This is a genomic window from Vitiosangium sp. GDMCC 1.1324 (assembly GCF_003044305.1).
Taxonomy (GTDB): domain Bacteria; phylum Myxococcota; class Myxococcia; order Myxococcales; family Myxococcaceae; genus Archangium.
Map to the genome: position 1 here is coordinate 100,608 of NZ_PZOX01000007.1, position 14,038 is coordinate 114,645.

Annotated in this window: 13 protein-coding genes; 5 read left to right on the plus strand and 8 right to left on the minus strand. The window is 70.1% G+C overall.

Going from position 1 to position 14,038, the window contains the following annotated elements; all coding sequences use genetic code 11:
• Positions 1 to 244: 244 nt before the first annotated feature.
• From DAT35_RS21545 to DAT35_RS59050, 4 genes are all read left to right on the plus strand, one after another.
• Entirely contained in the window at positions 245 to 2,788 is a 2,544-nt protein-coding gene (locus DAT35_RS21545) for a PAS domain-containing protein (protein WP_369945956.1), read from the plus strand.
• Between the two features lie 18 nt (positions 2,789 to 2,806).
• On the plus strand, positions 2,807 to 3,256 hold the full coding sequence (locus DAT35_RS21550) for a response regulator (protein ID WP_108068993.1): 450 nt from the start codon (positions 2,807 to 2,809) through the stop codon (positions 3,254 to 3,256).
• Between the two features lie 7 nt (positions 3,257 to 3,263).
• Positions 3,264 to 4,400 (plus strand): ATP-binding protein, encoded by a 1,137-nt coding sequence (locus tag DAT35_RS21555; protein ID WP_108068994.1) that lies wholly within the window; start codon positions 3,264 to 3,266, stop codon positions 4,398 to 4,400.
• A gap of 205 nt (positions 4,401 to 4,605) precedes the next feature.
• A complete protein-coding gene (locus DAT35_RS59050; RefSeq protein WP_158501815.1) occupies positions 4,606 to 4,776 on the plus strand; it encodes a hypothetical protein in 171 nt (56 codons plus the stop codon).
• On the opposite strand, the gene DAT35_RS21560 is transcribed toward DAT35_RS59050, so the two are convergent.
• From DAT35_RS21560 to DAT35_RS21585, 6 genes are all read right to left on the minus strand, one after another.
• Positions 4,770 to 5,576, minus strand: coding sequence for an FRG domain-containing protein (locus DAT35_RS21560; protein WP_108068995.1), 807 nt, complete (start codon positions 5,574 to 5,576; stop codon positions 4,770 to 4,772). The genes DAT35_RS59050 and DAT35_RS21560 overlap by 7 nt on opposite strands.
• A 46-nt stretch (positions 5,577 to 5,622) precedes the next feature.
• Positions 5,623 to 6,201 (minus strand): GNAT family N-acetyltransferase, encoded by a 579-nt coding sequence (locus tag DAT35_RS21565; RefSeq protein ID WP_108068996.1) that lies wholly within the window; start codon positions 6,199 to 6,201, stop codon positions 5,623 to 5,625.
• Between the two features lie 25 nt (positions 6,202 to 6,226).
• Positions 6,227 to 7,075 carry a PIG-L deacetylase family protein gene (locus DAT35_RS21570; protein WP_158501816.1) on the minus strand — a complete coding sequence of 283 codons (849 nt, stop codon included), beginning with the start codon at positions 7,073 to 7,075 and terminating at the stop codon, positions 6,227 to 6,229.
• An 82-nt stretch (positions 7,076 to 7,157) separates the two neighbouring features.
• Positions 7,158 to 8,108: a DUF4202 family protein gene (locus tag DAT35_RS21575; protein WP_108068998.1), complete on the minus strand. Its 951-nt coding sequence runs from the start codon at positions 8,106 to 8,108 to the stop codon at positions 7,158 to 7,160.
• A 196-nt stretch (positions 8,109 to 8,304) separates the two neighbouring features.
• Complete coding sequence (locus DAT35_RS21580; protein WP_108068999.1) at positions 8,305 to 8,547, minus strand: hypothetical protein; 243 nt, start codon at positions 8,545 to 8,547, stop codon at positions 8,305 to 8,307.
• Between the two features lie 192 nt (positions 8,548 to 8,739).
• On the minus strand, positions 8,740 to 9,102 hold the full coding sequence (locus DAT35_RS21585; protein ID WP_108069000.1) for a hypothetical protein: 363 nt from the start codon (positions 9,100 to 9,102) through the stop codon (positions 8,740 to 8,742).
• A 167-nt stretch (positions 9,103 to 9,269) separates the two neighbouring features.
• Between DAT35_RS21585 and traC the strand changes: the two genes are divergently transcribed.
• A complete protein-coding gene (traC, locus tag DAT35_RS21590; RefSeq protein WP_108069001.1) occupies positions 9,270 to 11,069 on the plus strand; it encodes an outer membrane exchange accessory lipoprotein TraC in 1,800 nt (599 codons plus the stop codon).
• 22 nt (positions 11,070 to 11,091) lie between these two features.
• Here the strand turns inward: traC and DAT35_RS21595 are convergent, their stop codons facing one another.
• A complete protein-coding gene (locus DAT35_RS21595) occupies positions 11,092 to 11,841 on the minus strand; it encodes a hypothetical protein (RefSeq protein WP_108069002.1) in 750 nt (249 codons plus the stop codon).
• Between the two features lie 41 nt (positions 11,842 to 11,882).
• Positions 11,883 to 13,973, minus strand: a complete 2,091-nt coding sequence (locus DAT35_RS21600; protein ID WP_108069003.1) for a hypothetical protein — start codon at positions 13,971 to 13,973, stop codon at positions 11,883 to 11,885.
• Between the last annotated feature and the right edge of the window lie 65 nt (positions 13,974 to 14,038).

A 14,038-nucleotide genomic window follows, 5' to 3' on the forward strand; every position in this document is an offset into this window, starting at 1 on the left:
TGTCGGCTCTCCCGCATCTGTGCTCCGGTCAGAGGCCGGGCGCCACTGAGAGGAGGAGCGGCCGGCCGGGCGCTCCATCGCGTGTCACCCGGGTGAACGGACGCCGGCGTTCGACTGTCCGCTGGTGGAAAGCCGCTCAGGGGGTGGATGGGGCAGGAGTCGCGGGCTGTTCTGGCCCTGTTAACGTCCCACGTCCCCCTTCATGAATTCTTCCGAGCGACGCGCCCCGGACGTACACACGCTGTTGAGCCAGACCCTGAGCACTCCCGAGGGGGAATCCGCTTTCCGGCAGCTCGCCGAGGCCATCCCGCAGCTCGTGTGGACGACCCGGCCGGATGGTCACCACGACTATTTCAACCAGCGCTGGTTCGACTACACCGGCACGGCTTCCGGGTCCACGTTCGCAGAGGGCTGGAGCCGGCCCTTTCACGGCGACGACCTCCCGGAGGCGAACAAGCGCTGGCAGCACTCGTTGCGCACCGGTGAGCCCTTCGAGGTGGAGTACCGCTGCCGGCGTCATGACGGCGTGTACCGGTGGTTCCTCGGCCGGGCCAACGCGGTGCGCGACGCCAACGGCCGCATCATCAAGTGGTTCGGCACCTGCACCGACATCGACGAGCAGAAGCGCGCCGCGGACTCGCTCCAGTTCCTGAGCGAGGCAGGCTCGCTCCTCGCCTCCTCGCTGGACTACGAGACCACGCTGTCGGCCCTCACCCGGCTGGCCGTGCCCCGGCTGGCGGACTGGTGCTCGCTGGACATCCTCGGTGAGGACGGGGTCGTCCGGCTGCTCTCGGTCGCGCACGTGGACCCGGCCAAGGTGAAGTGGGCCCACGAGCTGCGCCGCCGCTACCCGCCCGACCCCAAGGACCCTCACGGCATCCACGAAGTCCTCCGCACCGGCCGCTCCTCGGTGCTGCCGGACATCCCCGACGTGCTGCTGGTGGCCAGCGCGCGGGACAAGGAGCACCTGCGCATCGCTCGCGAGCTGGGATTGCGCTCGGCCATGACGGTGCCCCTCACCGCGCGGGACCGCACCTTTGGTGCCCTGTCGCTCGTCACCGCCGAGTCCGGCCGGCACTTCACTCCCGCGGACGTGGCCTTCGCCGAGCAACTGGCCTCTCGTGCCGCCCTGGCGGTGGACAACGCGCGCCTCTACCGCAACGCCGTGCGCGCCGAGGAGCGCTTCCGCTCGCTCGTCACCGCCACCGCCCAGGCCGTGTGGGTGACGCGGCCGGAGGGACACGTGGAGGAGGACTCGCCCTCCTGGCGCGCCTTCACCGGGCAGACCTTCGAGGAGTACCAGGGCTATGGCTGGCTCTCCGTCGTCCACCCGGAGGACCAGGAGCGCGTGCGGCGGGGCTGGGAGGCGGCGCGGGCGCTCAAGCAGCCCTACGAGGTGGAGCTGCGCGTGCGCCGGACCGATGGGAGCTACGCCATCACCGTGGCGCGTGCGGTGCCCCTGCTCGACGCCCGAGGCAGCGTGCGCGAGTGGATTGGCACCAGCACGGACGTCACCGCCGAGCGTCAGGCCGAGGAGTCCTCGCGCCGGCTCGAGAGCGAGCAGCGCGCCCGCCAGCTCGAGTCCCTGCGCGCCCGGGTGAGTGAGATCCTCTCGCGTGAGGAGCCTCCCTCGCGGCTGATGCAGGCCTGTGCCGAGGCGATGGTCCGCAGTCTGCCAGCGCTGTCCCTGGTGCAGCTCTGGTCATGGAACCGGGAGTCGCGCGCGTTGCTGCTGGAGTGCAGTGAGGGGCTCGCCGTTCCTTCCTCCCTCCAGCCCACCCGGCTGGAGCTGGGAGAGGGTTTCGCCGGGACGGCGGGCGAGTCCCGCCAGCCCTTGTTGATCAACGACGCGCCACAACACGCCAGCGCCCGGGAACGGACCCGGGCTCGCGAGTGGATGCAGCTCCAGGGGCTGGTGTCCTTCGTGGGCATTCCCCTGATGGTGCGTGGGCAGTTGGTGGGCGTGCTCTCCGTCTTCGGCCAGCGGCCCCTGGAGGAGGAGACCCTGGCCACGCTGTCGACGGTGGCGGACGCGGTGGCCCAGGGACTCGAGCGCCGTCGCGCCGAGCTGTCCCTCCAGTCGCATGCGAAGGAGCTGGCGCGCTCCAATGAGGAGCTGCAGCAGTTCGCCTACGTCGCCTCGCATGACCTGCAGGAGCCCTTGCGCATGGTGGCCAGCTACACGCAACTGCTGGCCAAGCGCTACACGGGCCGGCTGGACGCGGACGCGGATGAGTTCATCCAGTACGCCGTGGACGGGGTGAACCGCATGCAGCGGCTCATCCAGGACCTGCTGGCCTACTCGCGCGTGGGCACCCGCGGCCACGAGTTCAAACCCGTCGAGTCTGGCCGGGCGCTGGAGAAGGCCCTGGCCAACCTCAAGACGCTGGTGGACGAGACGGGGGGCACCCTCCTCCAGAGCCGACTGCCACCGGTGATGGCGGACGAGACGCAGCTCACCCAGCTCTTCCAGAACCTGGTGGGCAACGCGCTCAAGTTCCACGGGGAGACGCCGCCCCGGGTGCTGGTGGACGCCGAGCGCCAGGGCAACGAGTGGCGCTTCACGGTGGAAGACAACGGCATCGGTATCGAGCCGCAGTACTTCGAGCGCATCTTCGTCATCTTCCAAAGGCTCCATGCGAAGGAGGAGTACCCGGGCACGGGCATCGGCCTGGCCATCTGCAAGAAGATCGTCGAGCGGCACGGGGGACACATCGGGTTGGACTCGCAGCCGGGACAGGGGACGACGTTCTGGTTCACCCTTCCCGCGGTGCCCACCCCTACCTAGGACAGAGGGGTCTACTTCATGAGTGACGACATCCGCGGACGCCCCATTGAAATCCTCCTGGTGGAGGACAATCCCGGCGACGTCCGTCTGACCATCGAGGCCCTCAAGGAGGGCAGGGTGAGCAACCACCTCTCCGTCGCGCGTGACGGGGTGGAGGCGCTGGCCTTCCTGCGGCGCGAGGGCCCCCACGCCCACGCCACGCGGCCGGACCTCATCCTGCTGGACCTCAACCTGCCCAGGAAGGACGGGCGCGAGGTGCTGGCGGAGGTCAAGGAGGACTCGAGCCTGCGTCGTATTCCCGTGGTGGTGCTGACCACGTCGAAGGCGGAGGAGGACATCCTGCGCACCTACGACCTGCACGCCAATTGCTACATCACCAAGCCAGTGGACCTGGAGCAGTTCATCTCGGTGGTGCGCTCCATTGACGACTTCTGGTTGTCGGTGGTGCGGCTGCCTTCGGTGGAGTGAGGCGGCCATGACCATGGACGAGGCAAGGCCGCTGCGGCTGCTGTTGGTGGAAGACAACCCGGGAGACGCTCGGCTCCTGCAGGAGGAACTGAAGGAGGTGCCCTCCGTGCGCTTCGAGGTGCGTCATGTGACGCGCATGGCGGAGGCGCTGGCGGTGGTGGGCGAGCCGGGGCTGGATGTGGTGCTGTTGGACCTGTCACTGCCGGACGGGCACGGGCTGTCCAACATCGAGCGGCTGCTGCAGGCGGAGCCGGCGCTGCCGCTGGTGGTGCTCACCGGCACGGACGACGAGCAGTTGGCGATGCGGGCGGTGCACGCGGGTGCGCAGGACTATCTGGTGAAGGGCCAGGTGACGGGTCCGCTGCTGGTGCGCGCGCTGCGCTACGCCATCGAGCGCAAGCGGGCCGACGAGGGCGTCAAGCGCGAGGAGGCCGCGCAGCAGACGGCCCTGTTCCGCGAGCAGTTCCTGGGCATCCTCGGGCATGACCTGCGCAACCCGCTGCAGGCCATCGCGGGCAATGCGGCGCTGCTGCTGCGCTACGGAGGCCTGTCCGAGCCCCAGCGCAAGGCCATCAACCGCATCTCCATCTCCGCGGACCGGATGGCGCGGATGATCTCCGACATCCTGGACTTCACCCGCACGCGGCTGGGTGGGGGCTATACGCTCCAGCGCACGTGGATGAACGTGCACGACGTGCTGCGGCAGGTGGTGGAGGAGTTGGAGGTGGCGCACCCGCAGCGGCGCTTCGAGCTGAACGTGTCCGGCACCGGCTGGGGCGAGTGGGACGCGGACCGCATCGCCCAGGCGGCGTCCAACCTGGTGGGCAACGCGGTGCAGTACTCGCCGGGGGACAGCGCGGTGCGGGTGCTGGCGCGCGACGAGGGCGAGGGCGTCCGGGTGGAGGTGCACAACCTGGGCACTCCCATCCCGGTGGAGCGGATGCCGCACATTTTCGACCCGTTCGTGAGGGGGCGGGATGGAGCTCGCTCGGGCTCTCGCTCGGGGCTGGGGCTGGGGCTCTACATCACGCACGAAATCGTGAAGGCGCATGGGGGCACCTTGCAAGTGCGCTCCTCGGAGGCCGAGGGCACCTGCTTCTGGCTGAACCTGCCGCGCCATCCGGCTTCCACCGCGAAGGTCTGAGGGACGGGGGCGCAAGGAGTTGGAGTTCCTCCTGGGAAGCGGGCACCTGCTGGACGAGTCCGCCGAGCGTGTCTTCACCCGGGGGCGTGACTGGCTGGTGCGCGAGCTCCGAGCCTGAGCTTCTCTGCTCGCCCTGCTGGCGGGAGAGGGAGGCATGCACGGGCTCCTGCCCCGGCCCTAGCTTGAGCCGGAAGGAGGTAGCTCCATGCCGGAAGCCTTCACCTTTGTCGTCTTCTTCTCCATCTTCTTCGTCGCCATTCTGCTCACCATCATCCTCGGCGTTATCAGCAGGAAATCCGACAAGCTCGTGGAGACCGAGGGGCGCGCCACCGAGGCCCAGCGTCCGCCGACGGATCGCGAGGCCCACGGCTACTGACCGGACGGCTCGCCGGGAGGGCGCGGGTTGTAGTAGCGGCGCAACCAGCGGGTGAGCCCGTCCAGGCCGGGGAAGAGCACGCGCTCGGTGATGTTGGCCTGGTCGAGCTTGTCCCGCACCTCCTGTTTGAGGCGGGCGGGGACGATGAGCCGGCGCACGCCTCGCTTCTGCCTCTCGAGGAACGCGTCCAGTCGCGCCGAGGCATCATTCATCACCGAGAAGAGGGCGAACTGGTTGATGATGCGCTCGTCGAGCGAGGGCGGCTCGAAGAAGAGCACGAAGGTGTGGCGGGTGAGCCTGTCGAAGGTGGAGAGGTCCTGGGCCACCTCGGCGAGCATCTCCGCGCTGAAGACATCGGCGCCCTCCTCGCGCAGGCGGGCGTTGAGGGGGCGGGGCAGCAGCCGGTTCGTCTCCCGGTAGTCCACGGACCACACGACGCCGTCCACGTCGTACAGCTCCGGGTCCTCGGAGACGAAGTGCAGGGCCACGTAGGGGCTGAAGGTCCAGTCCAGCAGGCGCGTGGGCAGCCCGTGGTGCTGGGCGAGTGACAGCCAGTCCCAGAGGGACTCGCAGGGGTTGGAAGTGCCGCGTGCGTACTTGCGGAACGCGCGCAGCATGACGTGTTCCTGGCGGGAGTAGTTGCCGCCGCGCCGGTTGAGGCTGGTGGCCAGGTCATGGCGCCAGTCGGGCATGCCCCGGAAGGCGAGGGTGGGGCGGAAGCGCCGGAGGCTCTCGTTCCACGAGCCCGCGAACAGCGCCTCCTGCAACTCCACCCAGCTCTCCACCCGATGTTCCTGCACGCGTGTCCCCGCCGGTGGTCACCTTCACTGGGTCTTCACTGGGTCTTCACTGGGTCTTCCGGGGAGCGATCCACAGGCTGCGCCGGTGGTACCTCCCGGGGACGAGCTCCGGCGTCTGGAAGTCCCTCGTCTCGATGCGCTCGCACCAACCCACGGGCGTGGACACTCGCAGGAGCAGGGAGCTCTCGCGCAGCTGCTCGAAGACGCACGCGTCCCAGCGGTCTCCATGCCGGGCGAGCCAGCCGAGCAGCAGCTCCACCCCGTGCGACGCCAGCTCCGGGTCCATCAGCACGTCGAGGTAGTCGGGGAGGCCCTCTCCGAACAGTCGCACCACGCGGGCGCCGTTCTCCTGGTGGACGATGAGCGGGGCGAGTCCGACGAGCCGGCCCTCGCTCCGCAGGGTGAGCACCCAGGGCGGAGAGAAGGACGGATCCGAGCGCCGGTACCAGGGCAGCAGCGCCTCCGGACGCTGGGCGGCGGTGGCATCGGGGCAGCGGGCCCACAACCAGCGCCACTCGCCCCGCAGCGCTTCCATCTCCCGGAGCGAGGTCGCCACCTCCTCCGCGAGTGGCGTGTACTCATGCGTCGGCCAGAGCCAGGAAACCTCCAGGTTGTCGAACATCATGCGTGTGCCTCTCCACCGCGAGCCATCAATGCCAGGGTGCCTCTGGCAGCTTCAGTTCTTCCAAGGCCCGGCGGGCCAGGTCCCGCCAACGGGCCTCCGTCATCCGCCCTCCGAGGGGCGCGTAGGAGCGCGTCTCCGCGTGGGGTGGCCGGGTGAAGTCGTAACGGGGCGCGGCCCGGTAGCTCTCCTGGGCCACGGAGAAGGACTCCAGCTTCCGCGCCTGTGAGGAGTAGCACGCGAGCATCCGCTGCTTGGCGGCACGCTCGGCTTTGGTGAAGGCCACCGTGGCGATCCGTCGTCCATCGGGCGCGGGGATGAAGTGGGAGGCCATCTCCAGCAGCACCGGGGATGTGCGTCCCGCCCGGTCCAGCAACTCCACGGCGGCATGCGCGATGAATGCGGTGGAGTCGTGGTCCGGATGTCCACCCGCGTAGGGGGGAACGACGAGGACCGCTGGACGGAGCGCCTTCAGCACCGCCACCAGACATTCGGTGAGCGTCACGAGACTCCGCGCGGCCTCCAGCTCCACCGCCCCCAGGGAGAGCAGGTTGTCCGGGGGTACTCGGGCGAGGGCCAGTGCCGTGAAGGACTCCTCCTCGCGGATGCGTGCGTAGGCCTCGCGCGTGGGCGGTGCGTTCGGGGGGCGCAGCGCCGCGTCCCTCGGGGCGCCATCAGTGACGTGGACGACATGGCAGCCTGGACTGCGGCGCAGCAGCCACGAGGCGTCCAGCACCTCGTCACCCGGGTGCGCGGCGAGGAAGAGGACGGAGCCCTGTAGGACTTGTGGTGGTAGCAGGGGCGCGAGGATGTCGGCCACGGTGCGCGCGTCCGCGTCCGCGGGTTCTCCGGGTTGGATGGATTCATCTGTGCTCACCGCCGCCGCCTCCCTTCCCACTTCCCACCGCACCTCTCTCAGTGCGTCACGGAGCCGACCGTGAGGCCGAAGCTGACCCGTTTCATGCCGACTCCTGTTGCGTGGTGGGGAGGGTGACCGCCCCGATGGCCTCCTCGAGGAGGCGGCGCACCTGGGGCGCGAGCCGGACGCGGGCGAGCCGCCAGCGCTGGTTGGGGCGCAGCCGGCCGAGCGTGTAGACCACCTTGCGGCGGGTGTGCTCGAGCGGGAAGTAGCGCGCGAAACCGGAGGCGTTGAGCGAGAAGAAGGAGAGGGCGTCCGCGTCGTTGAGGAGTGTGAGACACACGTCCGCTTCGGGCCGCTCGTGGCGGCCGATGAGCCAGCGCACGCGCTCGCGGGTGCTGTCATCCACGCCCACATCCGAGAGCAGCGAGCAGGCTACGTCCGCGCCGCGAGCGGCATGGGCGTCCTTGAAGGCCTGGTAGTCGCGGGCGTGGTGCTCCACGCGCGCGTCGGGCTCGGAGAGCAGGCGCTCCACGTCGTGGAAGAGGGCGGCGATCTGCAGGGCCAGGTCCGCCCGCGGGGCGAGCCGCAGCACCCATTGCCACGTGTCCAGTGCGTGCCGGTAGTCCGCGACGACGAGCGGCTTTCTCAAATCATGGAGGGCCAGGTGGCGCGCGAGGATGGCGTCGAAGAGCGGACCCTCGGAGTCGGCGTTGCGGCGGCCGACGAGGCCCTGGTAGCGGGTGAGGATCTCCAGGGCGGTGGCGGCGAGCGCCTCGCGAGGTGAGCCGGTGAGGTGCAGGGCGAGGCCGTTGCCTTCGGGACATCCCGCGGCGGCGCCGAAGACGTGTTCATCCCACTCGAACGGGTCGAAGCCAGGCGCGCGCCATTGGGAAGCGTCCAGCTGCAACACATGCGCGTGGGCGGCCTGGGCCAGAGGCTCCACGGCGATGGTGGGAAATTCCTCGGCCAGCAGGACGAAGGCACCAGACAGGGCTGGCGTCGCGTCGGCACGAAGGTCGGGTTCGGACAGCAGCAGCTGTCGGATCATCGCGTCTCCCGCGGGTGTCCCGCACGTGAGGACGCGGCAAGTTGCGGTCGCACCGCCGGAAAGGCCAGGGTCCCATGTATGGACGCGTGGGCCGGAAGCACCGGAGGCGGTGCCGCGCGTGCGCCAGTGCACGGACGCCGGAGCGTGCCCGTACGCTGGCTCACACCCGGGTGACGTTCACCCGGAAACCCCTGGACTACGGGCGGCCGTTGTCGGCCGGTTGGTCGAAGGCGAACTGCTCCGCGCGAGGCGCGGCGTCGTTGTGGAACAGGGGGCACTTCTGGCAGGTGAAGCCCTCCCAGTCCTCACGCACGGCTGCGTCGATGCACAGCGCGTACTGGCGGCAGTGGACGTTGCGATAGTCCTCGACGCGATGGTGATCCGCCCACATGGGCAGGCGGAGCTCGGTCGGATTGGGCTTGGGTTGCGAGCAGGCCATGTCGCTGAAACTCCCTCGTCAAGATGTGAGCCCCCCTCGGGAGACTTCATACCCGCTGGTGCGTCGCGTCATTCCCGAGCGGGCACGGCGCGCACGCACTGCCTTCCCGTCCGCACAACAGGCGAGCGGGAGAGCCGCATGCCCGCCAGCTCAAGCACCCTCGGGGCGGCCCGCTCCCTGCGAGGCTCGGGTTCACGTGAGGGTGGCGCTGTAGCCGTTGTCCGGGAAGTCGCCCGAGAGCTGGCTATCCACCAGGTGGGTGCCCGGCGGAGCGGAGACGATCTGCGTCTGGTTGTGTTGGAGGGTGACGGTGAAGCGGAACTCTCCGTTGGCCGGCTGGGCCGTGGCGGGAAGGCGGTACCCGAAGGAGAACTGTTGCTGTGCTCCCTGGTTCGGAACCTGGATGTCCGCGATGAACAGCGCGACCTGCTCATTGTTGTTCTGGATCTGCGCAGGCGGAGCCCTGTTCGCCTCCCATTGGACCGCGCCTTGGACGTTTGTCAGCGTCAGGGTACCCCCTGTGCGATTGAGGAAGCGGAAGATCAACCGGGCCATGTTGTGGAACCCCAGGAATGAGCGACGACGTCATGTCGCGCCACCTGGAGAGGGCGAGGGGCCGCTGGTTGTGAGCCATTTCCAGGGGCTTGCACGGCTGGGGGGCGGACGGTGAATCAGCGCTTCAACCGGACGTGGCTTTCCCCGACAATGGGCCCGTGCGTTCCATGCCCGCCCGCCCCCCGTCGTCCCTGGCCCGCCGGCTGGGGCTCGTTGCCCTCGCTGTCTCCGCCCTGCTCATGGCCGCAGGCTGTACGGCCTTCTCGCGCGCCATGAAGGAGGGTGACCAGCTCACCACCGAGCGCAAGTGGGCGCAGGCGGAGTCCGCCTACCAGCGTGCCCTCGCCGCGTCGCCCGGCGACCCGGAAGCGAAGGCGAAGCTGCGCAACATGCACAAGCAGTGGAGCGCCGAGGTGTTCCAGGCCGCCCAGGCGAAGCACACCGAGGGAGACCTGGCCGGCGCCACGCCGCTGCTGGTGCGCGCGCTCGAGCTGGACAACGAGAACGACGCGGCGCGCGAGCTCTTCACCCAGACGCTGAACACGCGGGTGGAGGTGGCCCTGAAGGCCCTCAAGGAGGAGCGGCTGCAGGAGGCTCGGGCCGAGCTCGACGCGGTGCTGGCGGTGGACGCCTCGCACACGGCGGCGCGCAAGGGCGTGGAAGCGGTGCAGACGGCGTGGGCGCGCCGGTGGTTCACCACCGCGCAGCGGCTGGAGGAGGAGGGCAAGCTGGGCAACGCGCTGCTGGCGTACGTGCGCGCGGACCAGGAGCGTGTAGGGGCCACGCCCTCGCGTGAGCGCGCCGAGGCGGTGCGCCGCAAGCTCCGGGACGAAGTGGCCTTCCTGGTGGTGACGGGGCCGGCGGACGACAAGGCGGAGGCTCCGGACGTGGTGCAGCGGCTGTCGCCGGGGCGGCTGTCGGCGCTGCTGCCGCAGGAGGTGCCCATCCGCGTCATCACCGCGGATGCGCCGAAGGACCACGAGGGCGTGCGCTTGGGGCTGTCGGTGGAGCGGGTGATGCCGGTGCGCACGGTGGAGCAGACCCAGAAGTCGCAGCGCTACGTGGTGACGAACAAGGCGGTGCCCAACCCGAAGCGCACCGAGCTGGAGACGGCGCTGCTGGAGCAGGAGCGCACGCTGGAGGAGGTGGAGCGCAAGCTGTCGGGCGTGCTGCGCGACTACCTGCGCAAGCAGGACGAGCTGGTCCAGGCGCGCGAGGTGGCCGCCCGCTGCCGCGAGCGTGAGCGCAAGGCCTGCGCCACCGGCCTCAACGAGTGCGTCCGGGCCTTCTCCCAGGCCAAGCCCGGCCAGGTGCCGGAGGAGTGCAACCCGGCCCGCTGCAACCCGCTGTGCGAGGCGGAAGAGGGCGCGCTGACGCAGCGGTCCTCGGGAGTGCAGGAGCTGGAGCGCCGGCTGATGGCGTCCCAGGAGAACGCCGAGCTTCAGCGGCGCGAGGTGCAACGTGGCCGGGACGCCTTCTACCGCGAGCCCCTCACGGTGGAAGAGCCCGTCTACGCGGACTACCCCTACGACGTGGAGCTGCACCGGCTGTCCATCACCGCGAGCGTCACCGAGCGGCTGGTGGACCTGGCCAAGGACGCGGCGGCGGCCTCGCCGCACACCGAGGACTACTCGGCCATGCACGAGGACGCGGCCAACAAGGCCTATGACAAGGTGGGCGTGCTGGCGGATCCGGTGCAGCTGCGCAGCGAGGCGGAGCTCCGGGTGGAGGCGGGCGACAAGGCCATGGGCTCCATCGCCGAGCGCGTGAAGGAGCGCTTCGACATCTACCGCCAGCGCAAGGTGGAGGACGCGCGCCGGGGCATGGTGCGCCCCAGCGCCGAGGACGTGGTGGAGACGGCGGTGCGCGCGCTGCTGCTCACCGCGGACGAGCCGCCCCAGGACATCCTCCTGCCGCTGGCCAAGGCGCGCGGCCTCACCAACCCCGAGTCCATCTTCGGGCGCTGAGGCACGCGCGGGCGGGGGCGGCTCAGGCCCCCATCGCCTCGGCCGGGGCCCACATCGAGGCCTCGGCCGAGTGCGCGCAGTCCCCGATGAAACGCAGGTAGATGTCGAGCGCCTCCGCGCCGAGCTCCGCGAACGTCCGGGCATTCTCCGGCATCAACCGGATCAGCTCCTCCATCATCCGCGTGTTGGTGGCCGTGGTCCCCACGTCGAGCTGGACGTGCTCCTTGAGGAAGCCGAGCCCCTCCAGCGTCTCCCGGCCGAGCACCCGCGCCACGTTGGACAGCAGGTGCGGCCCGAGCACCATGGAGAGGTTCTCGATTTCGAACTCGATGGCGATCTGCGCCGCGGGGAACTCGCCGGCGATGGTCTGCTCGTGGAGCTGCCGGTAGGCGCGCATCGCGTCCGTGGGGTGCTGGGCCAGCAGCCGCTCCACACTCAGCGTGGGCTGGCGCCGCGTGTTCCACCGGTGCACCAGCCTGCGCACGTCGTCGATCATCATCAGGTGGTGGCCGGCCTCCTGCTTCGAGTGCGCGAGCAGTCCCTTGCCGAGCGAGTCCAATCCCTGGCCGAGGCAGCGTTGGCCCGCCCGGCGGATCCACCCCTCCACGGGCTCGGTCATGTACACGCCGAACGAGTGGTACTGGATGAAGAAGCGCTCCAGGAGCGCCGGCTCGATGGCGGGGTCCACCAGCAGGCGCATCACGGGGTCCGTGGAGATGCGGGCGCGTGCGGGCAGGACGTAGGGCTCGTACAGCTCTTTGACCAGACTCATGGCGACTGACTCCTTACTTCCTGTGCTTCCGGTACTTCTCTTCAGGCGGTGCGGACCGTGGGCGTGAGGCGACCCACCGTCGCCTCGCTCACGTACTCCAGGAACTCGGGCAGCAGCCGCGCGGAGAGCAGCCACAGGCAGGGCTTCGCGGCGGGCTCGTCGTGCAGCCGGGCGGCGGCGGCATAGCCGTCGTCCCCGTCCTCGCGCAGGAGGACGAAGGAGGTGCGGCCCCGCCGCGCGTACCAGGCACGCGCCTCGTCGAGCAGCGCGACGTAGGCATCCGGCCCCTCGAGCGCGAGCGGGAACAGGCGCGCCGCGTCCAGCAGGCGGAAGAGGTTCGTCCCGGGCTGTCCCAGCTCGAGGATGATGGCGGCCACCGGCACACCGTTGCGCCGTGCCACGAGGATGTGACGCTCGCGCTCCAGCCCGGCCGCACGCCACGCCGCCGCCGTGTCCCTCAGCTCCAACCGCTCGCGGGACAGGTCCAGCGCGTCCACGTAGCAGGCCGGGCGCGTGCGGGCGATCTCCTCCGCCAGGAGCGCCTTCTCCTCGAAGCGGGCCGGGCCGAGCTCGAAGCCGCGTGGGGGCAGCCCGCTCGGCTCGTCACAATTCACGTCCATCAGGCGCACGGGCATGAGGAGCGCCTCGCCGCTGGCGGCATGGGCCTGGGCATAGACCATGTGGACGCGCTCGATGAGGGGCACGGTCGACTCGACATAGGCGACGAGCCAGCGGAAGTCGGGGTCGCTCTGGGCGTGCTCCAGCGTGCGCACGTGGATGTCGCGGAGGATCTGCCCGGGCGGAACCTCCTGGGCGGGCTTGCCGGGGCGCTTGGCGAGCTGGTGCACCAGCCAGCTGTGCCGGTAGGGACGCACGGAGGACAGCGTGGCCTCCACGCCCCGCTCCGAGGGCCACACCGTCTGGCAGAAGAGCCGGGGCAGGTGCGCGGCGCAGTGGCTCGTCTCCAGGAAGCTGGAGCGCAGCGCCTCGAAGTGGGCCGTCGTCTTGCCGGCCAGGTTGAAGTAACCCGAGTCGACGAAGAGCTCCCACAGTGGCTCGAGCAGCGCCTCGCCGCCGCGCGTGGAGGGGCAGAGCGCCAGGGAGACGAGCCGCACCCAGCGCGACTCGTCCAGAGGCGTGCACGGGGTGACCTGGAGGCCGAACACCCGCTGTCCATCCTTGTCCCCCACGAAGCGCACCTCGCCGCGCAGGAGGATGGGCTCGTCGCCATCGCCCCAGAGCTCGATGGGCTGGAGCAGGAGGCCCGGGAAGACGAGGTCCTCGGCCGAGCCGCGCAGACACAGGCCGTTGAAGGACACGTCCACGGCCTCGCGCTCGAGCGAACCGAGCTCGCCCCACAGCGGGTGGTGGAAGCGGGCGCGGACGCCCTCGGGGGCGGGGACGCGCCGGTGCCAGCGGTGGCGCACCTTCCACAGCCGCCGCGGAATGGGCGTTACCATCCGGCCGCCGCGCGTCTCGATCGCCGGCACGCGCATGCGGTAGGCGGAGTTGTAGACCACCACCTCGATGTCATAGGGCGCCACGCCCCACGCGCTCTCCGGCTCTTCCAGCCTCCAGTGGAGCCGGGAGGAGGCGACGTCGAAATACTCCAGCGACACGCGCAGCGTCCGCCCGAGCTGCCGCAGCAGGCCCTCGTGCTTCATGACGCACACGGACTTGAGGATGGAGCGGATGCGCTCGGGATCCACGAGCGCCTCCTCGATGGGCTGCGGAGAGACGGCGGGGATGGCGCGTCCCGCGCGAGCCGCCGCGTCCAGCACGGAGAGGATCTGCCGGCCCTGCTCCACCGTGACGTCCACGAGCTGAAGGCCGATGGGTGCGTCGTACCGGCGCGGGTCGCTCCAGAGGAGCTCCCCTCGCAGCGGGCCGATGGTGCGGCCGTTGTCGTCTAGGAGGAGCTGGAGCACGCGATCGCGGGGAGGCGGCTCGGCACCCGGCTCCGGGAGGGCCCACACCGCGGTGGGGCTCAGCCGCGTCACGCGGCTACAGCTGATGCCGGGCTGCGACAGGATGAGGTTGATGCCCTGCTCGGAGGGGGTGTGCAGCGAATACCCCGAATAGGTGCCCGCGGCGAGCGCCGCTCCGGCGGATGTCTCCAGATCTCCACTCATGATGCGTCCTCCCTTTTCGGGACGGCAACGACCGCCGTACCGCCTCGCCGTGGCCATGCTTTTCC